General features: G+C 66.5%; 18 protein-coding genes. 5 read left to right on the top strand and 13 right to left on the bottom strand.

The window, feature by feature from the left end; translation table 11 throughout:
- The first annotated feature begins 30 nt into the window (after positions 1-30).
- From AC1M2K_RS06735 to AC1M2K_RS06720, 4 genes are all read left to right on the top strand, one after another.
- Positions 31-1,755, top strand: coding sequence for a glycoside hydrolase family 13 protein (locus AC1M2K_RS06735; RefSeq protein ID WP_480240350.1), 1,725 nt, complete (start codon positions 31-33; stop codon positions 1,753-1,755).
- A 60-nt stretch (positions 1,756-1,815) separates the two neighbouring features.
- Positions 1,816-3,180, top strand: coding sequence for an extracellular solute-binding protein (locus AC1M2K_RS06730; protein WP_480240349.1), 1,365 nt, complete (start codon positions 1,816-1,818; stop codon positions 3,178-3,180).
- An 87-nt stretch (positions 3,181-3,267) separates the two neighbouring features.
- Complete coding sequence (locus AC1M2K_RS06725; protein WP_480240348.1) at positions 3,268-4,194, top strand: carbohydrate ABC transporter permease; 927 nt, start codon at positions 3,268-3,270, stop codon at positions 4,192-4,194.
- The gene (locus AC1M2K_RS06720; protein ID WP_480240347.1) at positions 4,191-5,177 is read left to right on the top strand and encodes a carbohydrate ABC transporter permease; all 987 of its coding nucleotides are present in this window, start codon (positions 4,191-4,193) and stop codon (positions 5,175-5,177) included. Before AC1M2K_RS06725 ends, AC1M2K_RS06720 begins: the two co-directional genes overlap by 4 nt.
- A gap of 30 nt (positions 5,178-5,207) precedes the next feature.
- Here AC1M2K_RS06720 and AC1M2K_RS06715 read toward each other — a convergent pair whose 3' ends face one another.
- The 8 genes from AC1M2K_RS06715 to melA form a co-directional block, all read right to left on the bottom strand.
- Positions 5,208-6,398 (bottom strand): MFS transporter, encoded by a 1,191-nt coding sequence (locus AC1M2K_RS06715; protein WP_480240346.1) that lies wholly within the window; start codon positions 6,396-6,398, stop codon positions 5,208-5,210.
- Positions 6,395-8,032 carry a hypothetical protein gene (locus AC1M2K_RS06710; protein WP_480240345.1) on the bottom strand — a complete coding sequence of 546 codons (1,638 nt, stop codon included), beginning with the start codon at positions 8,030-8,032 and terminating at the stop codon, positions 6,395-6,397. The genes AC1M2K_RS06715 and AC1M2K_RS06710 overlap by 4 nt, the downstream gene beginning before the upstream one ends.
- A gap of 114 nt (positions 8,033-8,146) precedes the next feature.
- On the bottom strand, positions 8,147-9,175 hold the full coding sequence (locus AC1M2K_RS06705; protein ID WP_480240344.1) for a carbohydrate kinase family protein: 1,029 nt from the start codon (positions 9,173-9,175) through the stop codon (positions 8,147-8,149).
- A 2-nt stretch (positions 9,176-9,177) separates the two neighbouring features.
- Entirely contained in the window at positions 9,178-10,044 is an 867-nt protein-coding gene (locus AC1M2K_RS06700; protein ID WP_480240343.1) for a carbohydrate ABC transporter permease, read from the bottom strand.
- The gene (locus tag AC1M2K_RS06695; RefSeq protein WP_480240342.1) at positions 10,044-11,030 is read right to left on the bottom strand and encodes a carbohydrate ABC transporter permease; all 987 of its coding nucleotides are present in this window, start codon (positions 11,028-11,030) and stop codon (positions 10,044-10,046) included. Before AC1M2K_RS06695 ends, AC1M2K_RS06700 begins: the two co-directional genes overlap by 1 nt.
- Positions 11,030-12,310: an ABC transporter substrate-binding protein gene (locus tag AC1M2K_RS06690; protein ID WP_480240341.1), complete on the bottom strand. Its 1,281-nt coding sequence runs from the start codon at positions 12,308-12,310 to the stop codon at positions 11,030-11,032. The genes AC1M2K_RS06695 and AC1M2K_RS06690 overlap by 1 nt, the downstream gene beginning before the upstream one ends.
- A gap of 102 nt (positions 12,311-12,412) precedes the next feature.
- Positions 12,413-13,291 (bottom strand): SIS domain-containing protein, encoded by an 879-nt coding sequence (locus AC1M2K_RS06685; RefSeq protein WP_480240340.1) that lies wholly within the window; start codon positions 13,289-13,291, stop codon positions 12,413-12,415.
- A gap of 241 nt (positions 13,292-13,532) precedes the next feature.
- Complete coding sequence (gene melA / locus AC1M2K_RS06680; RefSeq protein WP_480240339.1) at positions 13,533-14,855, bottom strand: alpha-galactosidase; 1,323 nt, start codon at positions 14,853-14,855, stop codon at positions 13,533-13,535.
- Between the two features lie 111 nt (positions 14,856-14,966).
- On the opposite strand from melA, the gene AC1M2K_RS06675 reads away from it, so the two are divergent.
- Complete coding sequence (locus AC1M2K_RS06675) at positions 14,967-15,782, top strand: DeoR/GlpR family DNA-binding transcription regulator (RefSeq protein ID WP_480240338.1); 816 nt, start codon at positions 14,967-14,969, stop codon at positions 15,780-15,782.
- 118 nt (positions 15,783-15,900) lie between these two features.
- Here the strand turns inward: AC1M2K_RS06675 and AC1M2K_RS06670 are convergent, their stop codons facing one another.
- From AC1M2K_RS06670 to AC1M2K_RS06650, 5 genes are read right to left on the bottom strand one after another with little or no spacing between them, the layout of a single operon-like run.
- The gene (locus AC1M2K_RS06670) at positions 15,901-17,061 is read right to left on the bottom strand and encodes an SGNH/GDSL hydrolase family protein (RefSeq protein ID WP_480240337.1); all 1,161 of its coding nucleotides are present in this window, start codon (positions 17,059-17,061) and stop codon (positions 15,901-15,903) included.
- A complete protein-coding gene (locus AC1M2K_RS06665) occupies positions 17,058-19,208 on the bottom strand; it encodes a glucosidase family protein (protein WP_480240336.1) in 2,151 nt (716 codons plus the stop codon). The genes AC1M2K_RS06670 and AC1M2K_RS06665 overlap by 4 nt, the downstream gene beginning before the upstream one ends.
- A 12-nt stretch (positions 19,209-19,220) precedes the next feature.
- A complete protein-coding gene (locus AC1M2K_RS06660) occupies positions 19,221-20,033 on the bottom strand; it encodes a carbohydrate ABC transporter permease (protein WP_480238792.1) in 813 nt (270 codons plus the stop codon).
- Positions 20,034-20,043: 10 nt separating this feature from the next.
- Entirely contained in the window at positions 20,044-20,919 is an 876-nt protein-coding gene (locus AC1M2K_RS06655; RefSeq protein WP_480238793.1) for a carbohydrate ABC transporter permease, read from the bottom strand.
- A gap of 6 nt (positions 20,920-20,925) precedes the next feature.
- Positions 20,926-22,194 (bottom strand): ABC transporter substrate-binding protein, encoded by a 1,269-nt coding sequence (locus tag AC1M2K_RS06650; RefSeq protein ID WP_480238794.1) that lies wholly within the window; start codon positions 22,192-22,194, stop codon positions 20,926-20,928.
- Positions 22,195-22,204 lie beyond the last annotated feature (10 nt).

Here is a 22,204-nt window from a genome sequence, read left to right as displayed (position 1 = left end):
CCAACATCGGCGTTGACCGGAAGGACCTTGATGGACTCCACCACGTTCGCTCGCACTCCGGGCTCGGGTGAGGCCGAGCCGGTGCCGACCGTGACCGCGACGACGGTCTCCGGGGCGCCCGTCGGCGATGCCGGCTGGTGGCGGAACGCCGTGATCTATGAGGTCTACCCGAGGAGCTTCGCCGACAGCGACGGCGACGGAACCGGGGATCTCGCCGGGCTGCGGTCCCGGCTCGGCTACCTCCGCGATCTCGGTGTCGACGCGATCTGGCTGACGCCCTGGTACGCCTCGCCGCTCGCGGACGGGGGCTACGACGTGGCCGACTACCGCAGCATCCATCCGTCGTTCGGCGACCTGGCGGCGGCTGAGGAGCTCATCACCGCCGCACTCGACCACGGCATCCGCACGATCATCGATATCGTCCCCAACCACATCTCCAACCAGCATCCCTGGTTCCAGGATGCGCTGAACGCCGGCCCCGGGTCCCCTGAGCGGGAGCGCTTCTGGTTCCGCGACGGATCGGGTGCGAACGGAGACGAGATGCCTACGAGCTGGGTGTCGAACTTCTCGGGCGAGACGTGGACCCGCACGACGAACCCTGACGGCCGGCCGGGGCAGTGGTATCTCCACCTGTTCACGCCGGAACAGCCGGATCTCAACTGGAACCATCCGGATGTGCGACGTGAGCACGAGGACATTCTCCGCTTCTGGTTCGACCGGGGCGTCGCCGGTGTGCGGATCGACTCGGCGGCCCTCCTGGTGAAGGACCCGGAACTCCCCGAGATTCCGGCGAGTCCGGGCCACGGCGAGCACCCGAACACGGACAGGGACGAACTGCACGACATCTACCGGCGGTGGCGCGCCATCGCCGATGAATACGACGGCACCAGGATCCTCGTCGGTGAGATCTGGCTCCCCGACATCGAGCGGTTCACCAAGTACCTGCGTCCTGATGAGATGCACACCGCATTCAACTTCGACTTCATGACCCGGCCGTGGGATGCCCGCTCGCTGCGCATCTCCATCGACACGACCCTGAGCGCTCACGCGCCGGTCGGGGCACCGTCCACATGGGTGCTGTCGAACCACGACGTCACCCGCCCTGTCACCCGTTACGGTCGCGACGATTCCTCCTTCGCCTTCACGCAGAAGCGATTCGGAATCCCCACCGACCGGGAACGGGGCACGAGGCGGGCACGTGCGGCCGCCCTGCTCACCGCGGCGCTCCCCGGCTCGCTCTACATCTACCAGGGCGACGAACTGGGTCTGCCCGAGGTCGAGGACCTTCCCCTCGGCTGGCTTCAGGACCCGATGCATTTCCGGTCGGACGGTGTCGACCCTGGGCGGGACGGATGCCGCGTGCCGCTTCCATGGAGCGGCACGGAACCCCCGTTCGGTTTCGGCCCCGCGGACTCGACGCCGTGGCTGCCCCAGCCGGCGGACTGGGGGGCGCTCACCGTCGACGCCCAGAGCAACGACGACTCGTCGATGCTGCGTCTCTACCAGCGGGCACTCGGGCTGAGGCGGACTCTGCCGGCCCTGCAGGATGAATCGTTCGCCTGGCTCGAAACGGGGACCGAAGCCCTTGCATTCGCGAGGGGCGAGTCGTTCTGCAGCATCAGCAACCTCTCGGCGACAGCGATCGCACTGCCCTCCCACAACCGTGTCCTGCTTTGCAGCTCACCCCTCGAAAACGGGCTCCTGCCGCCGGACACGACGGCCTGGATCAGCCGCACAACACAACCACCCGGATAACGCGACCCTCAGATCTCCGTTCCCATCACATCCCAGCACCACACGCAGAAAGGCACGACAATGAAGTCACCAGGAAGGATCGTCCACCTCTCAGTGGCCGGTCTCGTCACCGTGGGCATGCTCACCGCATGCGCCCCGGCGGAATCCGAACCAGGGAAAACCAAACTCACCGTTGTGAGCCTCATCCCCGGCACCGAGCAGGCCGCATTCGACGCGTTCGACGAGCAGGTCGCCCAGTTCGAGGACACCTACCCCGACATCGACGTCGAGGGGGTCGAGTACGAGTGGACGGCGCCGACCTTCGCCGCCCAACTCGCCGGCGGCACCCTGCCTGACGTCTTCAGGATCCCGCTGACCGACGCCCGCACTCTGATCGAGAACGGCCAGCTCGCGGACATCACCGAACAGGTCACGGCGCTCCCGTATTACGACTCGTTCAACCCCAGCGTGCTCGAGGCGGCACAGGACGCCGACGGCAACATCTTCGCGATCCCGCGCGAGGCATACGGAATCGGCCTGCAGTACAACAGGGACCTGTTCACGCAGGCGGGGCTGGACCCGGACAAGCCGCCCACCACCTGGGAGGAGGTCCGTGAGTACGCGAAGATCATCTCCGAGAAGACCGGCCAGGCCGGCTACATGCAGATGACCCAGGCCAACACCGGTGGCTGGCAGCTCACCGCGGCGACCGTCGCCCGCGGCGGCACGCTGGAGGAGGTCGACGGCGACACCATCACCGTCACCGCAGATAACGACGGCACGAAGGAAGCCCTCGAATTCCTCAAGGCGCTGCGCTGGGAGGACAACTCGATGGGCAGCAACTTCCTCTTCGACTGGGGGACCATCAACCAGGCCTTCGCGGCCGGGCAGATCGGCATGTACACCGGCGGTTCCGACCTGTTCACGTCACTGACCAGGGAGAACAACCTCGACCCGGCTCACTACGGGCTCGCCGCGATCCCGCTGTCAGACAGCTCTGATGCCGCGGTGATGGGCGGAGGAACCCTCAACGCCGTCAACGTCAAGGCAAGCGATGCGGTGAAGGACGCCGCCGTGAAGTGGATCGAGTTCTACGACCTCAACAAACTCGTGGACGAGGATGCCGCTGTGCGGGACGCAAAGACGCTGGCCGAGTCGGACCAGGCGGTGGGAACCCCGGCGCTTCCGATCTTCGACCAGGAGACACTCGACACTTCCCGTGGCTGGATCGAGGAGTACATCAACGTTCCGCAGGACCAGGTCGCCTTCTTCGCTGAAGGCAATGAGGGCCGCACGATCGTCGGTGAACCGGTGGCGCATACGCAGGAACTCTATGCGGCGCTCGATGTGGTCGTACAGGCGGTGCTCACCGACGAGAACGCGGATGTCGACGCCCTTCTCGCGAAGGTGAACACTGACATCCAGGCTCTGATCGACGCCGACTGATCCACCTGATCTGAGCATGGCTGCCCGGCGCTGCCCCCCGCCGGGCAGCCACGCTCGACCCTCCGGAAAGACAACCAGGGAACTCCCATGACCACGACTGTTCGAGCGAGGCGCCGACGGCGCACACCACTGACCTGGGTTCGGGGCGGCGGTGCATCCACTCTCGTCTTCCTGCTCCCGATGCTGCTCATCTTCGGGGTGTTCTCGTGGAAGCCCATCGTCGAGGCGATCGTGATGAGCGTCCAGAAGACCAACCTCGTCACGCCGGCGACGTTCGTCGGCTTGGACAATTTCGCGCGCGTGCTCGCCGATCCACAGCTCGCGCAAGCGCTGCTCAACACGGCGTACTTCGCCTTCCTTGCGCTCATCTTCGGCTATCCGCTGCCCCTCGTTCTCGCCGTGATCATGAGCGAGGTGCGCCGTGCGAAGGGGCTGTTCAGCGCCCTCGCCTATCTCCCGGTCGTCGTTCCGCCCGTCGTCGCGGTCCTGCTCTGGAAGTTCTTCTACGACGCCGGGCCGAACGGAGTGTTCAACACGATCCTCGGCTGGGTCGGCATCGGCCCGTGGCCCTGGTTGCAGACCGCTGCCACGGCTATGCCCTCACTCGTCCTCGAGGCCACCTGGGCTGCTGCGGGCGGCACCGTGATCATCTACCTGGCCGCTCTGACGAGCGTGTCGCCGGACCTGTACGACGCAGCCGAACTCGATGGGGCATCGATCTGGCAAAAGATCTGGTTCGTCACCCTGCCCCAACTGCGTCCGATCCTGCTGATCACGTTCATCCTGCAGATCATCGGCACAGCCCAGGTGTTCCTCGAACCGTTCCTGTTCACCGGCGGCGGCCCGGCCAATGCCACGATGACCGTGCTCCTGCTCATCTATAAGTACGCCTTCCAGAACAGCCTGGGCGGCGACTACGGAGCCGCCACCGCGCTGAGCGTCATGCTCGCGCTCTTCCTCGCCGGGCTGTCACTCCTGTACTTCCGACTCACCAGATCCTGGAGCGAGAATTGACCACGGTAACGGATGCCATGCCGGAGGCCACGACCCCGGACTCGCCGATCACGACCGACGACCTTGAGGTGGTGACGGCGAAAAGGGGCAAGCGCGAACCTGACCAGCCCGACCGCGGAATCGTCTCGGCCGCTGACTGGCGTCGACGTGGGGTACGCCGTTCGCTGACCGGGCTGCAGATCCTGACGCTCGTGCTGCTCGTTATCGTCGGGCTCGGCCCCCTGTTGTGGCTGATGAAAGCGGCCGTCACGTCGACACAGGACACCCTCCGCACTCCGATGGCGCTCTTCCCAAGCGGGATCGACTGGGCGAACCTGGCGACGGCGTGGACCACGATCCACCTCGACGTGCAGTTCATGAACACGATCTTCGTCGCGGCCGGCTCGTGGGCCGTGCAGATCGTGGTGGCGACGACAGCCGGATACGCTCTTTCGGTTCTGCGGCCCTCGTACGCGCCCGTCCTCAACGGTCTCGTCCTCGCCACGCTCTTCGTGCCGGCAGTCGTTCTCCTCGTCCCGCTCTATCTCACGATCGTCAACCCGCCCCTGATCGGTTCGTCGATGATCAACACGTTCTGGGCCGTCTGGCTCCCGGCAGGTGCAAGCGCGTTCAACGTGTTGCTCGTCAAACGATTCTTCGACGGCCTGCCGCGCGAGGTCTTCGAGGCCGCACGAACCGACGGCGCCGGGTCCTTCCGGCTATTCTGGTCGATCGTGCTGCCGATGTCGAAGCCGATCCTCGGTGTCGTTTCGGTGTTCGCGATCATCGCGGCGTGGAAGGACTACCTCTGGCCCATGCTCGTGCTCACTGATCCGAAGATGCAGCCGTTGTCCGTGCGATTGCCGGCGCTGCAGCAGACGATCGAGCTCGACGTGTACCTCGCGGCCCTCGCAATCTCGACGCTCATCCCGATCGCGTTGTTCGTGGTCTTCCAGCGGATGTTCCTGAGTGGCGCCGGGCTGGGTGGTGCAGTGAAGGGTTGAGCGCCTCAGCAGATGGGGGGGCCGTCTCCGTCACTCGCCTGCGGGCCGCGCGAGCAGCACCAACCCGACCACGGCGAGCGCAAGACCGGGAAGCGCAGCCCACGCCAGCGGGCCGAGCCCGGCGGTCGATGCGAGCGCGGCACCGGCGAGCGCTCCTCCCCCGATCGCCGCATTGAACGTGCTGGTCAGCCAGGCGGATGCCCGCGGGCGAAGGTCCGGGGATGCCGCGGCGAGCACCGAGAACTGCAGGATCGCGGGCACTCCGCCAAACGCGATCCCCCATACGGCGACTCCGACTACACCAAGCGCGGGCCTTCCCGCGGCCAGGGCGAGCAGGAGAACGCCGGCCGCCAGTCCGGCGACGAGCACGATCGGAGTTGTCCGCGGCCACCGCGTACCCGCCCACCCTGCGCCGACGAGCCCGACAATCCCGAGCACCCCGTAGACGACGAGCACGACCGGCAGGGCCGCAGCGGAAAGCCCGACGACATCCAGAAGGTATGGGCTCACCAGCGAGAACAGCGCATACTGCGATCCCATCACGAGAACCACGATTCCGCAGAGAGCGAGAACTCGCACTATCGACGGGTCCCGATCGTGCCGTCTCCGCCCGGTGGACTGCCTGTGGCCGGCCGGGGCCTCCGGAAGCACCACCCGGAGCAGGACGACGGCGACCACCAACGCAACCGCGACGACGACGAACGGCATCCGCCAGCCGAACGCGCCGGAAAGCGCGGCGCCGGCGGGCACCCCGAGAATGAAGGCCGCACTCACCCCGGCACCGGTGATCGCCACGGCCTGCGCCAGTCGATTGCCCGGCACGAGCTGGGCGGTATAGCTTCCGGTCACGGCCCAGAACAGTCCGTGCGCTGCGCCCGCGACGATCCGTGCCACGACGATAAGCGGCATCCCGTTCGCAAAGGCGGCACCGAGGTTGGCGGCGGCCATCACCCCCAGAGCGATCAGAAGCAATCTGCGCCGCTCGACTCGAAGGGTCAGCCGCACGAGCAGTGGGGTGAGCGCGACGACGGCTACGGCGAAGACGGTGACGAGGAGCGGCAGCGCGGCAGGGTCGACTTCCAGGTCGCGCGCCATCGGTGTCAGCACAGCGGTCGGCAGGAACTCCGTGGTCACGCTGGCGAACACGGCCGCAGCCAGAGCGGCCAGCGGAATGACCGGAAGCCGTTCCGACAGTGGCGGCGCTTCAGTCGACCGGGTCATTCGGAACGCACGACCCGCACGAACCGGGCCGTGAGGTCGTCGGCACCCGGTGCGAGCGAGATCCGGAACGACGGGCTCTCCCCGAGTGCGCCGGGCGGGACGGCGATGGTCGCCGTCTTCCACTCGCCGTCGCCCGTGCGCTCGACCGGCTGCGACGACCAGTCCCCGACGTCGACGGTGAACCCGCCGGTGCCGGCGTCGAGATACGTCACCTTCACGACGCACGCTCCGGATGCCGCAGCGAACCGCGGATCCAGTTCGAACACGAACCCGGTGTCGCCGCCTGCGGCATCCGTCGTCAATCCTTCATGTGCAGTGCCGTTGTCGGCTTCGAGGACCTCCGCGTGCACGTCCGCGTCTGAACGGTGCGCCTCAGACCCCGGCTCGTCGACCTGCACGAGCCAGCGTTCCAGGTTGCGCACCCACGGGCGCGTGTCCCAGGAGCCCGAGTCCGCGAACGGCCCGGTCTCGTTCCCAGCCCAGTAGGTGTCTTCGGCGTCCCGTAATGCCGCCCAGGCATCCATCGATGTCTCTGCGGTCGCCCCCATCGACAACCGCACCCAGTCCCAGTGCTCCGGGTATTCGGCGAAATACGATGGACCGGGCACGACGTAGATCCAGTTGGTGCGCAGCTGGAGAGCCTTGAGGTTCGATTGCCGCACGGCGTAGTACGGCTCGTCGGTCTCGTAGCCGCAGTCGTTGTAGCACTCGTTCTCGGTGGCGACGATGCGGGTGCCGTCGTGCACAGGCAGGGTGTCGTCGAGAGACAGGTGGCCGTTCGGCAGGATGTGGGAGCCGTACGCCGGCGCTTCGCTGAGGTGGAAGTTCGACAGCTCGGTGATACCGGTCCGGATGCCGAGTCCCGCCTCGACCGCCTGTGCGGCGAGCAGGTCGTCGTCGGCGCCGAACGGGCCGAACGGGTAGTCCTCACCGGTGAAGACGAGCTTGTTCTTGTGCTCGCCGAACAGGTCGGCCAGGTCGGTCCAGGCGTGGTCGTACCAGGAGAGGTAGGTTTCGAGATCGAGGTCGCCTGCGTCGACAGCGGCCGTCACCATCTCGTAGTCGTACTCGGCCCAGGTGAACGCCCCAGGCACATACACGAAGGCGAGGCGCGGATCGGCAGCCAGTCCTCCGTCCACGAACACCCGTCGGTAGGTGTCGAGGAGGTGGCCCCAGACGCACTCGTTCCAGATCGGCAGGTGCCGTTCGCCGTCGTAGTCGGGGCCATACGTCGACACCCGGCACTCCTCGGCGACCCATTCCGGCGCCCAGCTCTCGCCACTGGCGAAGATGCGCATCCAGAACCGGTCAGGACTCGCCAGCTGGTCGTCGAGCGAATCGAAGCTCATTCCCTGCGCCTCGCCTGACGCTCCCCTGTCGAGGTCGCCCGAACGTGGCTGAATCTGCCGCCACGACACATCCACCGACCTGGTGAAGACGTGGTCGCCTGCGGATGCCTCCTCCGAGAAGAACCCGGAGTTCGTGGCAGGGCGGGCGGAGGACGGCAGGCTCCAGTCGTCGCCCTCGCGGATCTCGAGTCCATCACCCGCGTCGAGGAACCCGAAAGCCGGACCGTCGGCATTCGGCGCCGGAGGGGCAGGCGGTTCAGGCGGCGGACTCGCGCACCCGGTCATGAGACCGACCACCAGGAGAGTGACGACAGCGACTGGTCGTCGCGCCCGGGTGCGGCGATGGCGCCTCGAACGAACGTCGTGTTCCATCGGGTCTCCCGTCGTCGCGGCATCCGGTCAGGACCTCGCAGGGCCGCGGGTGACAGTGTCGCTGAGGTGCGCATCGAGTTCGGCCCGCGTGGCCTGCGCGGCCGTGCCGCCCGCTGCGCGCGTCGAGAGCGAACCGGCGACCGCGGCCCAGCGTATCCGTTCTTCATCGGCCGTCACTCCTGCCATCCATGCGGCGAGATAACCGGCGTCGAAACTGTCGCCTGCGCCGGTCGTGTCAACGACGTCGAGGGTGAGTCCTGGTGCTGCGGATGCCTGCCCGCCCGGTGCGAACGAACGGCCCCCTGCCTTCCCCGCCTTGACCACCACAACGGGCCCCAGCGCGGCGATCCGTTGGGCGGCTCGCGCGACCCGGTCCTCGATCGTGCCGAGCTCGAGTCGGCCGCCCGGCAGGGCTTCGGCGATCGAGAGCACCTCCTCGGCGTTGGGAAGCAGCACGTCCACGAGCGGAAGCACGTCCACCAGTCCGCTCCACCGTTCGGCGGGGTCCCAGTTCGTGTCGAGGCTGACGGATGCCCCGGTCGCCCGGACACGGTTCAGGAGCGCGGGGAGATCGGCGGCAAGACCCGGCTGGAGGAAGTAGGAGGCGACATGCACGTGGCGCGGCCGGAGCCGCCTCACCGCCTCGTCGACGTCAGCAGCCGAGAGCGCGGGGATCGTTCCGGGGAGGGTGAGGATCGACCGGTCGTCGCCGGTGGACAGGATGACGGACAGCCCGGTCGGGGTGTCAGGGTCCAGACGCACGGCGGACACGTCGAGTCCGGCGTCGCGGAGAAGACCGACGGTGAACCGGCCGAAGACATCGTCACCGACCACGGCAGCGACCGCGGTCGTCACCCCGAGCCGCGCCAGACCGCAGGCGGCGATCGTCGCACTGCCGCCCATGACGAGATCGGCGCCGTCGAGCAGTTGCTCGGCCTGCCCGAACCGCGGGACGACGTCACCCCGGAGCACGAGGTCCGGGTTGGCGTCGCCGACGACGAGCACGTCGACAAGGCCGTCGGGATCCGGGCCGGCCGACGGCATCCGTTCGCCCACGATCACCCCTTCAGTCCCGAGAAGGACATCGTCGCGATGAACTGACGCTGGGCGATGAGGAAGAACAGGATGAGCGGCAGGGTGGCGATGACGTTGCCCGCCATGAGCAGGTCCCACTGCGTGCGGCGGGTGCCCTGGAAGTTGGCGATGCCCAGCTGCAGCGTGAAGGCGGCTTCGTTGTTGATGGCGATCAGCGGCCAGACGAGGTCATTCCACGAGCTCAGGAGAGTGAAGATCGCGAGCGTTGCGATCGCGGGCTTGGCGAGGGGCAGCACGACCCGGAAGAACACCTGCCATTTGCTGCAGCCGTCGATCGTCGCGGCCTCTTCGAGTTCGGCCGGCAGCGAGAGGAAGAACTGGCGCATCAGGAAGATGCCGAACGCGGATGCCAGCCACGGCACGATCGCCGCTCCGAGGCCGTCGATGAGGCCGAGCCGGGAGAAGAGGATGTATGTGGGGATCATCAGGAGCTGGGTGGGGATCATGATCGTGCCGATGATCAGGAAGAAGCCGAGGTTGCGGCCCGCGAACTTCAGCCGGGCGAACCCGTAGCCGGCCATCGAGCACAGCACGATGTGCGACAGGATCGCGACGCTCGAGACGATCACGGTGTTGCCGAGCCACAGCAGGATGTTCGAGTCGGCGAACAGCCCGACGAATCCGTCGAGGGTGAGCCGCGACGGGATGAACGGCGGCGGGAAGCTCACCAGCTCCTCGGCCGGCGACAGCGCGGCGAGGAACATCTGCGCGAACGGCAGCAGGAACAGCAGGGCGGCCGGGGCCAGGAAGAAGTGCCAGCCGCTGAATCCCCTTCGGCGTTTCGACGGTGTCGTGAGCGGAGGGGCCGTCTTCAAAAGGGACGTGCTCATCAGAAGGCCTCCAGGTTGCGGCGACGCGCATACACGACGACGAAAAGGGTGATCGCGAGGGTGATGGCGAAGAGGGCATAGGCGACGGCCGATCCGTAGCCGAACTCGAGCCCACGGAACGCCCGCTCCCAGAGGAAGTAGACGATCGTCTTCGTCGCATCCAGCGGCCCACCCCGCGTGGTCGTGTACACCAGGTCGAAGAGCTGGATCGCGCCGATGACCTGCCAGATGGTGACGAACACGGTCACAGGGGCGAGCTGCGGCCACACCACCTGCCAGAACCCCTGCCAGCGGTTCGCGCCGTCGATGCGAGCCGCTTCGAGCAGTTCGCTGGGGATGTCCTGGAGCGCCGCCAGGTAGATCACCGTGGTGAACGCGGCCTGCCCCCACAGCGACATGATGGCGATGACCACCATCGCCTGGTCCGGGTCTTCGAGCCAGCCCTGCTGCGGAAGGCCGAGCAGCCTGAGCACGTTGTTGACCAGGCCGTACTGCGGGTTGAAGAGGTAGGTGGAGAGGATGCCGGTGGCGGCGGCCGACGCCACGAACGGCACGAAGATGGCGGTGCGGTACAGCCCGATCATGCGGATGTTCCTGTTGAGCGCCACCGCGAGAAACAGCCCGCCGAGCACCGACATGGGCACGAAGAGGATCGTGTACAGCCCGGTGTGGCTGATCGCGTCGAAGAACTGGTCGTCGGTCACGAGCCGCTGGTAGTTCGCCAGTCCGACGAACTCGGGGTCGCTGAAGCCGTCCCACTTCTGCAGCGAGAGGATAAAAGCCCACACCGCGGGGAAGATGGACAGACCCAGGATGATCAGCGTTGCGGGTCCGACGAATCCCCACCCGTCGCGGGCGCCCCGCAGCCCGGCCTTGCGGCGTGCCTCGACGCGCTGGGCGGTCGGCACCGTGAAGGTCAGGGCAGGCGTGCCGGTCTTCCCGGCACGCCTGCGACTGCCACTTCTGGTGGACGAGGAAGCGGTCACTATTCTTCGCTCAGAGCCGTGTTGGCGCGTTCGGCCGCTTCTTCAAGGGCTGCTTTCGGCTCGCCCTGACCCTGGAGGACTTCGGCGATGGCGTTGGCGATCGCCTCCGAGAGACCGACATAGCCGGGGACCGTCGGGCGGGCCTGGGTGGCGTTCGCGTTGTTCGCGGCCATGATGTCGAGGCCAGGGTAGTTCTCGACCTGGGCTGCGAACGCCTCGGAGTCCGCTGAGGACGACCGGATCGGGAGGTTGCCGACCTCGACGTTCCAGCGCTCGTCCTGCTCGGCAGAGGTGAGCCACTTCGTGAACTCGTATGCCCAGTACTCGCGGTTCTTGTCCTTGTGGTCGAACAGAGCCCAGATATCCGGACCTGACACCGTCGTGTGGTCACCGTCGGTGCCGGGGAGCACCGTGACGCCGTAGTCGGTTCCCGCGGTGTTGAGGTCGTAGAGCTGCCACGGCCCCGAGGTCATCATGGCGATGCGGTCGGTCGCGAACAGCTGGGCGAACTTGGTGTCGGTCTGATCGAGGTAGACGCTCTTATCGTCGACCGCCATGCCCTGGAGGAACGTGAGGGCGTCGACACCGGCGTCAGAGGCGAACGCAGCCGTCTTCTCGTCGTCGCTGAGAATCGACCCGCCGTTCTGCCAGAGGTGCGGCCAGAACTGCCAGGTCGTCTCCTCGGATCCGGAGACAGAGTAGGCGTAACCGTAGGTGTTCGTCGAGGCATCCGTCAGCTCGGCGGCCGCCTCGCGGAAGTCGTCCCAGCTCCACTCGTCAGTCGGATAGTCGACGCCGGCGGCATCGAACACGGTCTTGTTGTAGATGAGGGAGATGTTGTCGACGATCGCGGGGAAGCCGATCGTCTTCTCCCCCGTCGGCTGGACGGTCTTGCGGGCGGCGTCGGAGAACTCGTCCCACTTCACGTCGGGTTCGGCGACCTGTTCGGTGATGTCGAGGGTGCGGTTGGACCGCTCGATCTGGCTGGCCCAGGAACCGAATGCGTAGGAGATGTCGGGGTAGGAGCCTCCGGCGAAACCGGCGGACAGCTTCTGGAGCAGGTCCTCAGTCGACGACGCCCCGGGCGACAGGTCGATGGTCACATTCGGATTGTCCTTCTCGAACTCGTCTGCGAGCTTCTTCAGGATCTTCTGGGCGTCGTCGGTCTGTCCGCTCCACATCGTGATGGTGACGTCGGCGTCCTTGTCGAGCGTCGTGGCGCCCTGCTGGGTGCCGCTGCAGCCGGCCACCCCGACGAGAACGGCGACGGTTCCGATCACTGCGGAGACGCGACCGATTCTTCGGGCAGTACTGGTGTGGCGTCCGATCCTCATGGTGTCCTCTGTTTTCTGGTGCGGTGGGTGGTGGATGGGCAGGTCGGCTCAGGTGAGCACGATCGAGCGGGTCAGGTGCCGGGGCGCGTCTGGATTCAGGCCACGCGATTCGGCCACGGCAACGGCGAGCCGCTGGGCCTGGACGAGTTCGACGAGCGGGTCTGACACCGAGGTGACGACCGTGGCTCCTGTCGCTTCGATCTGCCTGACGAGTGCCGGGTCGGAGTCGCCGAAGATCCAGACGACGGATGCTTCGCTCGCGACGGCGAGTGGACCGTGACGGAAGTCGAGAGTCGGGTAGGACTCAGACCATGCCTGCGCTGCCTCGCGGATCTTGAGTGCGGCTTCCTGGGCGAGCCCGTGGACCCATCCGCTGCCGAGGTAGACGAAGTGGCTCTTGCGGTCGATGCTGACCGGGAGCGGTGCGCTCAGCACCGCGTCGGCCTGTTCGGGAATGCCGATGACGTCGTACCCGAGTGCCGCCCTGGCGAGGAGAAGGAACGTGGTGGGGAACCGGGTCTGGACGACCGATTCCTCGTCGGCGAAATCGAGGCCGAGGACGATGTCGGCCAGGCCGGCGACCGGGGAGTCCGAAACACCGGTGACCGCGATGCGGGTGACGCCGGCCGGAATCTCACGGAGTGCGTCGAGTACCTCTGTGGTGGTGCCGGACCTGGTCAGGGCGATCACCGCGTCGTAGTCCCGCCACGGCCGCGGCTCGGACGCGTATGCGGCATCCGTCCGTCCCCAGCCAGCCTGCTCGCGCAGCAGGGCGAAGGATTCCGCGACGTAGGCCGAGGTTCCGCAGCCAATGACGAGCACGTTCTCACCCCGGCGCCCGAGCGTCTCGCGCGCCTCGTCCACCCGGTCGAGCGCCTCACGCCAGATGGCGGGCTGACTGGAGATCTCGAGCTGGGTGATCGTCATGGGACTCCGATGGTCGAAGAAGCGGTCAATCGAGCGAGGAGGAACCTCAACCCGTCGTTGGGTTGTGTGACAGTCTCGGGCAGAAATGTTCATCTGACAAGAAAAATGCCTGAGTCAATCAATCGGAGTGATCGATTGTTACAGGAAGGTTTCGACGGTCACGCGAGGTGTCGCATCCGTCGCCTTGAATGCCGAAGGCGCGGCCGAGAATCCCGACCGCGCCTTCGACCAGAGACCCGGGCTACACCGGTGTCGACTCCTGCTCGAGAGTCCCGCCAAGCGCGACGGGCAGGTAGGCGGAGTGTGCGGCAGTGAGTTCGTCGCACAGCGCCCAGATCTGAGCGGGGGTGAGGGTGGAAGACGCATTGGGATCGAGAAGAACCGCCTGCCTGGCCAGTTCCGGTTCGCCTCGCCTCGCGGCCTCGACGGTCAGACCGGCCACGGAGAGGTAGGTGCGGTTGAGCGCGGCGCCCTGCTCGGCGATCGATCCGACGGCGATCGGATGCACGCCGTCGGCGTTCACGAGAGCAGGCACTTCGACGACGGCCCCTTCGGGCAGGTTGTCGATGAGACCGGTGTTGACCACGTTCGCGTGGATGACCCGCTCGGTTCCGGTGAGAATCGAGTGGATCACTTGCGGTGCGTACTCGGCCGCGCCCTCATCGAGTTCCAGGTCGGTACCGGCATCCAGCGCTTCGCGCGCCGCGTGGAACTCGGCGAGGTTGTCCTCGCTGATTCCGATGTACTGGAGAGGCTCGATCCGGAATCTCTCGATCTGGGCCGGGTCCCGCAGGAACCACGACAGGTACTCGGAGGAGTGCTCACTCGTCTCGGTCGGGTAGAAGCCGATCCGCCTGAAGATCTCGGCGCGCACACGGCGCTGCAGGTCGGGGTCGGAGTCGATCAGGGCGCGGAGCCGCGGGTAGAGGTCTTCGCCGTTGTGCGACCACTCATACAGCCAGGACTGGTGATTGACGCCTGCGGCGCGGTAGTGGGTCTCCTCGAGCGGAACGCCGACGAGATCGCACAGGTCGTTCACTGTCCAGTACACGCTGTGGCAGAGGCCGAGCGTCTTGATGTCGGGGGCGACGACGGACATCCACCACACGTTCATCGCCATGGGGTTGGTGTAGTTGAGGAACCACGCGTCAGGGCAGAGGTCTTGCATGTCGCGGGCGATCCCGCTCAGTACGGGGAACGTTCGCAGGGCACGGAAGACACCGCCGACGCCGGTCGTGTCGCCGATGGTCTGGAGCAGACCGTGGCTCGCGGGGATCTCGAGGTCGATCTTCGTGCCGGTGATGCCGCCCACCTGGATCATGTTCACGACGAAGTCGGCGCCGGCGAGTGCGGCCCGGCGATCCCCTGTCGCTTCGAGGTCGAGTTCCCGTCCGCGGCGTTCGGCGACCTGGCGGGCGGTCCCTTCGGCCACGGCCAATCGTTCGGCGTCGATGTCATGCAAGACGATGTTGAGCGTCGGCAGGTCGTCGAAACGGAGCAGGTCGTTGAGCAGCTGGCGGGTGAAGACGACGCTTCCCGCGCCGAGAAAGACGATTCGAGGCATGGGGAGAGTCTGAGGGTAGTGCGCGAACCGTGCAACCGATTGAGCGAATATTGGGTGAAGTGATCAGCTACACTGATCGCTTATCGTCGTTCGACCACGCTGGAGGATGCTGTGAACCTGCCATCGACGGGACACCCTCGGCTGCGGGCCGCTTCAGGAAAGCGGTCGGAGCGGATGCTCGCGATCCTGGACCTGGTCTCCGAGCGCGGCACGATCAGCCTGAGCGAGCTATCGGATTCCCTCGGCGTCTCCGCAGCCACCGCACGGCGTGATCTCGCTGAACTCGAGACGCAGCGTCTCCTGCTTCGCACGCATGGCGGGGCTGCGGTCATCGAGTCGCGCCCCGAACTGCCCGTCACCCTGCGCGACTCGAAGTTCCAGGACGCCAAGCGGGCCATTGCAGCACATGTCGCCGGGCTGATCCCGAACGGTGGAAGGCACGCGGTCGCCCTGTGCGGCGGCTCGACGACCTCGGCGGTCGCGCACGCGCTGTCCAACCACCGCGAACTCACGATCGTCACCAACTCGCTGACCATCGCCGGGCTGATCACCACGTATCCCCAGTTGAGCGTCGTGATGACCGGGGGTACCCTTCGGGCCGAGTCGCTCGAGCTCGTCGGGGTCATCGCCGAGCGCACCTTCAACGCGATGAACGTCGGAACGGCCATTCTCGGAGCCGACGGCATCTCGGCATCCGGAGGGGTGACGACCCACAACGAGACCGAGGCACGCACCAATAACGCGATGATCCACCACGCGCAGTACACGATCGTGGTGGCTGACGGTTCGAAGCTCGGACGGCTCGCCCTCGCCGAGGTCGCGCCGATCACTGCGGTGAATCTTCTCGTGACCGACAGTTCCGCGGACGCTGCGGCCGTCGACGCCATCCGTGCTGCCGGCGTCGAGGTGCACGTCCTCGACGTGTGAGGCCGGGCCGCCGCTGCTACGCTGCCCGCGAGTTGCCACAAAATGTCGTCCAAGGTGCCCACGAGCAGCACATTTTGGCAACTCGTCCGCGGCGCGAGCAGGTCGTGGCGACTCGCGCTCAGGATGCCACCTGACGCACAAGCGCACGCAGGGCACCGGCGGCGAACCGCTCGCCGATGAGTCGCTGCACGTCAGGCCCGGGGTGCAAATTGTCCGGCAGGGGCATCAGCGCGGCATCGGCCGGGCCGTACAGCGACAACCCGTCGAGGTAGTAAAGCGCGGGGTCGGTCACGGCTCGGGCAGTGACGATCGCCGCGAGCTCCGCCCGGATCACCTGGAGCGACAACTTGCCTGCGGCAACGTCGTCGCGGGTTCCTCCCGCGATGCTCCACTCGTACGACCGGGTCGGATCCTGCACCGTGGGCCCCGCACTCTCTTCGACCGGCTCGCAGAAGATCGGTGAGATGACGAGCATAGGCACAGACGGATGCCCGTCGCGGATCGTGTCGAGGAAGCCATGCACCGCGGTCCGGAACGCCCGCAGCCGCATCACATCACCATTGACGATGTTGATGCCGATCTTGAGGCTGATCAGGTCGGCAGGCGCATCGCGCATGGTGCGCGCGGTCAGCTGGTCGAGCATCGCACTGCCCGAGAACGCGAGACTCGTCAGCTCGACGCCGCCCGCCCGGGCAGCGACGACCGGCCAGGTCCCCAGCGTCGTGTCGGCCCGGTAGCCATGGCTGATCGAGCTTCCGTGATGCAGCCAGCGCAGGCCTGCCGCCGGTGCAGGCGGCAGGATCTCGGCATCCGTCCGCAACGCGTGCAGCTCAACGGCGTCGGTGTACGGCAGCCAGAGTTCGAACTCCTTCTCGCCGCCGGCCAGCCCGTCGAACCGCACCACCGTTCGCGGACCAGGCACCACCCGCGCGACAGGCTCCTCGAACGAGAAGACGTACCGGCTCCCGGCCACCGCCTCCCGAGCCTGCACGACGACGCCATCGGCGACGAGCTCGTACGTGTTCGACGGCAAGGGCGAGCTGTCGTCCGGCACCATCTTCGTCGCCGTGACCTCGAGTTCGAGAACGGATGCCGCGCTGCGGAATGCGAGCCTGATCCCCGCACTCTCGGCCGAGGTCTGCCGCATGAAGTCGTCGGGCACCTGGCTGCGCGCCACACGTCCCAACCGCTGCGGAAGGCATCCGTCGGCGGTGCGCTCCACTGCGATGGCGCCCCGGATCTCCACCGGGCCGCCACCGTCAAGTGGAACGGTGATCACGCGCCTGTGTCGACCGCGGCAGTGTCGACGACCGTGCCGTCAGCGCGCACGTCGACGAGCCGACCGGGCAGCGCGAGGTTGCGGAGCACGGCGTCGGGATCGAGAGCAGCGACGCAACCCTGAGCGGTGACAGCACCGTCGATCGCCGGGTTCACACCGAACAGCGACTCGATGACGAGCGCCACCCACGCTCCGGACGACGAGCACGACCAGTCGGTGATGTACGGCAGCTGCGGCGGCGCCTTGCGGGCACCACCGTTGATGAGCGGCTGGGCCTCCTCGACGAAGTGTGCCTGGCCGGTGGGCCCCTGGTTGGTCGACCTGGCGAGCCCTTCCAGCCAGTCGAGCGCCACGCCTGGCGCACCGAGCGCGACCAGCGAGCGGGCGGCATCCGCCGGCCATGCCGGGTAAGCGCCGTTCCACTGGTGGTCAGGGCGCACGCTGTAGCTGGCGTCCGGGTCCCACGGCGAGAGGGCGCGCATCCATGACGGCGTCTGCAGCTCACGGGTGAAGAACGCGACCATCTCCTGCCGCGTCTCGACGGGCAGATCTGCGGCGATCGTCGTGCCGACGACGTTGAAGTCGTAGCAGTGCCGAACCGGCAGGCGGGTGCCGTCCGGCTGCCCTGCCGCGAAGTGTCCGGTGCCGGGGAGGTACAGGTCGAGCACCGAACCGAGGAGTGCGTCGGCCTTGGCGCGCAGCACGGCGGCGCCGCTGTCGTCGCCACGGGAAGCCGCGATGTCCGCCGCTGTGCGCATGTTCCAGACGTTCGCGGCATTGAGGCTCGCCACCTCGTGAGTGTACGAGCTCACGCACTCGAGCAGGTTGTCGATCTCGCCGTAGTCGGCCAGGTCGGATGCCTGGCGCAGGTCCTCCCACGCGGTCGACCACGAGCGGAGGTGCTCGGCCACGCTGCCGCCGACGGCCTCCGCCGGCGTCTCGTCGAGGAACGCGGCATCGCCGGTGAAGCGCACGTAGTCGTTCACGAGGCGGGTCATCGCGTAGTCATTGACCGAGTACCAGCGACCGACAGGACCGCCGGTGAGCGACGAGGTGCCGAAATGCGAATGGATGTCACTGGCGATCCAGTGGTTCAGCTGCTTCTTCATCGGGGCCGGGTCGAGCAGCGCGTGGCTGATCGAGCTCAGGCTGAAGTCCCAGATGAACGTCGTCGTGGCCCAGTAGTTCGGCATCAGCGTGTCGTAGCTGCGGCCGAGGACGTTGCCGGCGAACTCACGCCGGAACCAGATCACGCCGAGCGCGCCCCACCAGTACAGCTTGCGCAGGGCGTCGTTCGACGTCTCGAGCAGCGGAAGGTGCCCGGAGAACTCGCTGTTCCCCGGAGTGAACGCCGCCTCCAGCTGGCGGTTCCAGAAGGTCTCCGACGATGCCACGGCCTCCGGAACATCCGCCAGCACACGCTCGAAGGTGTCGACGGCTGCGTTCCTCGACCTGGCGACGGCGTTGACGTAGCCGAACCGGCGGGTCTGGCCCGCCGGGATCTCGAGCACGACGGCGATCTCGCCACCGCGACCAGCCCCGCCGATGCCCGGCTCGAACTCCTCGGCCGCTGCAGGCGCGACACCGCTCAGACGCACGTCAGCGTGGATGTCCACACCCTGGATGCTCCACGCCGACTCCGCATCGTCGGTGAACTGCAGCCGGTCTTCGCCCGTCGAGACGGTGTTCTGCGCCGCGGGCGATTCCGCGTCGAGCCACGAAGACCCGGTGCGCGTCACCCGCGCGTTGAGGGCGAGGGTCAGCGGCACTGTGCGCGCCGATGCCGAGGTGTTCGTCACGCGCACATCGATGGCGACAGCGGTCTCGCCGGGCACGCAGACCGTCACGGTCTCGATGAACAGCTCGTTCACCGTCGCCGAGCGCACCACACGGTCCGGCTGCCATTCATGTGTGACAGGGATCCCGTACGACTCGAACACGCGGCCGTCGACGAACAGCACGGCCGTGGCCGCCTGGCCCTGCGACACCGGAGGGAACGTGACGGCGGTGATCGCGGTGAGGTCGTGGTCGACCCGCACCGTTCCGAGGAAGTTGGTGAGCCCAGGCGGGGCCATCATGTCCTCGTAGTGGTGCGTGACGGCATCCGCGGCGAGATCGTCGACGGTGGGGATCAGCGGGGAAGTCATAGGGCTCCGAGGCTAGTACTGCCCGAGCGCGAGGCCGCGGGCGAAAAATTTCTGGGTGAACAGGAACAGGATCACTGTCGGCAGCGACACGAGCACACCTGCGGCGAGCACCGTAGACAGCTGGGCGCCGCCGTAGGTGCTCTGCATTCCGCTGAGTGTCGTGACGATCGGCCGGACACTGTCCGACTGGCTCAGGGTGAGGCCGAGCAGCAGGTCGTTCCAGATGAAGGTGGCCTGCAGTATGAAGATCGCCACCAGTGCGCTGGATGCCATCGGCAGATAGATCCGGGTGAAGATGCGCCAGGTGGTGGCTCCGTCGAGCACGGCGGCCTCGAACGTCGAATGCGCGATGCCGGTGAAGAAGTTGCGCATGACGAACGCCGAGAACGGAATGCTGATCGCCGTGTAGACGATGATCATGCCGAGCTGGGTGTCGAAGAGGCCGATGCGGGAGTATCCGTCGAACAGCGGCAGCAGGACCATCTGCAGCGGGAACACCGTTCCGCCGAAGATCACCACGAACCAGAGGAACCCGTGCTTGAGCCGGAGGGCGACGATCGCGTAACCGGCGGCTGCACCGACGAGCACGGCGATGATCGGCGAGATGAGGCTGTAGATGACCGTGCTCACGACACTGTCGGCGAGGCCTGAGAGTTGCAGCGCCTCGGCCATGTTGGCGAAGAGCGAGAAGTCCGTCGGGATCCACGCCTCCTTCGACGTGTACGTGAGCGGCGACTTCGCCGCGTTGATGATGAGCAGGTAGACGGGCAGCAGCCAGATCACGCCGAAGAAGACGAGGACGGCGGTTTTGAGGAATCGGATCATGTCGGCATCCCTACATTTCGTGTTTCTTCGAGAGCTGCTCACGCAGGTACAGGATGGATGCCACGAGGGTGACGACGGTGAGGAAGACGGCGATGGCCGAACCCAGTCCGTATTCGCTGTTCACGAACGTCTCCTTGTACATCGTCAGGGCGAGCGTCTCGGACGACCGGCCTGGCCCGCCCTTGGTCATGCCCTGCACGATGTCGAAGGTCTTGAGGCTGGCGACGATCGACAACCCCACGACGACAGCGGTGAGCGGACGCAGCATCGGCCAGAGGATCTCGCCGAACAGCCGCACACCGGTCGCGCCGTCCACGCGGGCCGCTTCGAGCGGCTCCTTGGGGATCGACTGCAGACCGATGGTGAACAGCAGTGCGTTCACGCCGACACCCTGCCACGACGACGCGACGATCATGACGAGCGTGTTGAGCGGCGAGTCGACGAGCCAGCGCGGTGTCTCGACCATGCCGAACACGCCGAGCGCCTGGTCGAGTGCACCGTTCGACTGGAGGATGAACGACCAGATGAGGCCGACGCCGATTCCGGAGATGGCGTACGGGATGAGGAACGGCAGGCGCAGCCACACCCCACCCGGAAGGTTCCAGGTGAGGAGGGCCAGGGCGAGACCGAGGCCGACCGGCACGATGAGCGTGCCGATCACCCAGAGGAGAGTGTTCCCCAACGACCCGAGAAAGTCCGGGTCCTCGAACATCTCGACGTAGTTGGCGAAGCCGACCAGGTCGGGGTCACCGAGCCCGTTGTATTCGGTGAAGCTGAGGAACGTGGTCCAGATCAGCGGAAGATACAGGAGCACCGCGACCATGATCACGCCCGGGGCCATGAAGCCCCGGGCTGACCACTGGTACGGCGTTTTCGACTTCGCCACCGGCGACTATTCCTGCTCTGCCCAGTACTTGTCCGCTTCGGCCTGGATCTTCTCCAGGAACGGCAGCGGGTCACCGGGGTTGGCGTTGAATGCGCCGAACTGCTCGAGGGCGACGGTCAGGATCGGCGTCGGGGTTGCCTCGAAGTAGCGCTCGAACAGCGAGTAGTCGCTGCCTGCGACTGTCTGGCCGAGCTCGGACAGGCTTTCGTTCTTCACTTCGGCCTTGGGGTTGAACGGCACGTCTCCGCGGGCGTCGCCCCATGCGGTCTGGGCGTCTGGTGACATCCACCATTCGGAGTAGGCGAGGCCGAGGTCCTTCTGCTTCGAGTTCTCAGCCGTGCACAGCGGGCCGGTCTCGACGGCGACCGGAGTCTTGTCGAGTTCGGCGTTCGTGGCCGGGATGACGAAGAAGTCGTAGTCGGTTCCTGCGGTCATGCCTGCGGCGTCGAGTGAACCGCCGAAGAAGCTGCCGAAGTTGATCATGGCGAAGTCGCCCTGCTTGAGGCCGACGGCGGGGTCGGTCGTGCTGCCGGCGTCGCTGAACCAGCCCGCCTCCTGCTGCTCGAGCCAGACGTTCATGATGTCGACGATCTCGGGGTCGGTGTACTTGACCTCGCCTGTGCTCAGGCCTTCGTACAGCTCAGGGTCCGTGCCGGCGACGAGCTGCTGGAACCACTGGAAGGTGAACAGCTGGCTGGTCTGGTAGTACGGCGTGACTCCGGCGGACTTCAGCGTCGCTGCGGCCGCGTCGAGGTCTTCCCACGTGGCCGGGACCTCGATGCCGTTGTCGTCGAAGATCGTCTTGTTGTAGTACATCACCCAGTAGGCGATGTTCATCGGGACGCAGTACTGCTTGTCGTCGTAGGTGTAGTACTTCTTCAGCTCTTCGGTCGCCCAGCCTTCTTCGATGGCCTTGTCCCAGATGTCCGTCGTCTCGGCCAGCAGGCCCTCGTCGACGAGTTCCTTCATCGCGTCGCCGGTGTGCCAGCTGAACAGGCCGGGGCTCTTCGCGGTGCGGAACGACTGCTTGATGAAGGCGTCGTACTGGTTCGCGTCCGAATATCCGGTGGTGTTGAGCGTGATGTCGACGTCGTCACCGCTCGCGGTGTTCAGCGTCTCGAAGTCGGGCTCCCATGCGGCCTTGTCGGTGTAGAAGTTGAGCTCGCCGGTGACTTCGCCGTCGTTCGTGTTGCCTCCGCCGGAGCATCCCGACAGGAACAGCGCGGTGATGGACAGCGCCGAGACGACGCCGATCCTGGTCTTTGTGGTCCTCATTTTCGAACTC

The sequence above is a fragment of the Mycetocola sp. Y171 genome (assembly GCF_056713165.1).
This window is presented reverse-complemented; position numbering and strand designations above follow the sequence as displayed.

Excerpts from the sequence above, each read along its gene's own strand:
- AC1M2K_RS06735 (WP_480240350.1), top strand. The coding sequence starts at position 31 with ATGGACTCCACCACGTTCGCTCGCACTCCGGGCTCGGGTGAGGCCGAG.
- AC1M2K_RS06730 (WP_480240349.1), top strand. The coding sequence starts at position 1,816 with ATGAAGTCACCAGGAAGGATCGTCCACCTCTCAGTGGCCGGTCTCGTC.
- AC1M2K_RS06725 (WP_480240348.1), top strand. The coding sequence starts at position 3,268 with ATGACCACGACTGTTCGAGCGAGGCGCCGACGGCGCACACCACTGACC.
- AC1M2K_RS06715 (WP_480240346.1), bottom strand. The coding sequence starts at position 6,398 with ATGACCCGGTCGACTGAAGCGCCGCCACTGTCGGAACGGCTTCCGGTC.
- AC1M2K_RS06710 (WP_480240345.1), bottom strand. The coding sequence starts at position 8,032 with ATGACCGGGTGCGCGAGTCCGCCGCCTGAACCGCCTGCCCCTCCGGCG.
- AC1M2K_RS06700 (WP_480240343.1), bottom strand. The coding sequence starts at position 10,044 with ATGAGCACGTCCCTTTTGAAGACGGCCCCTCCGCTCACGACACCGTCG.
- AC1M2K_RS06685 (WP_480240340.1), bottom strand. The coding sequence starts at position 13,291 with ATGACGATCACCCAGCTCGAGATCTCCAGTCAGCCCGCCATCTGGCGT.
- melA (WP_480240339.1), bottom strand. The coding sequence starts at position 14,855 with ATGCCTCGAATCGTCTTTCTCGGCGCGGGAAGCGTCGTCTTCACCCGC.
- AC1M2K_RS06665 (WP_480240336.1), bottom strand. The coding sequence starts at position 19,208 with ATGACTTCCCCGCTGATCCCCACCGTCGACGATCTCGCCGCGGATGCC.
- AC1M2K_RS06660 (WP_480238792.1), bottom strand. The coding sequence starts at position 20,033 with ATGATCCGATTCCTCAAAACCGCCGTCCTCGTCTTCTTCGGCGTGATC.
- AC1M2K_RS06650 (WP_480238794.1), bottom strand. The coding sequence starts at position 22,194 with ATGAGGACCACAAAGACCAGGATCGGCGTCGTCTCGGCGCTGTCCATC.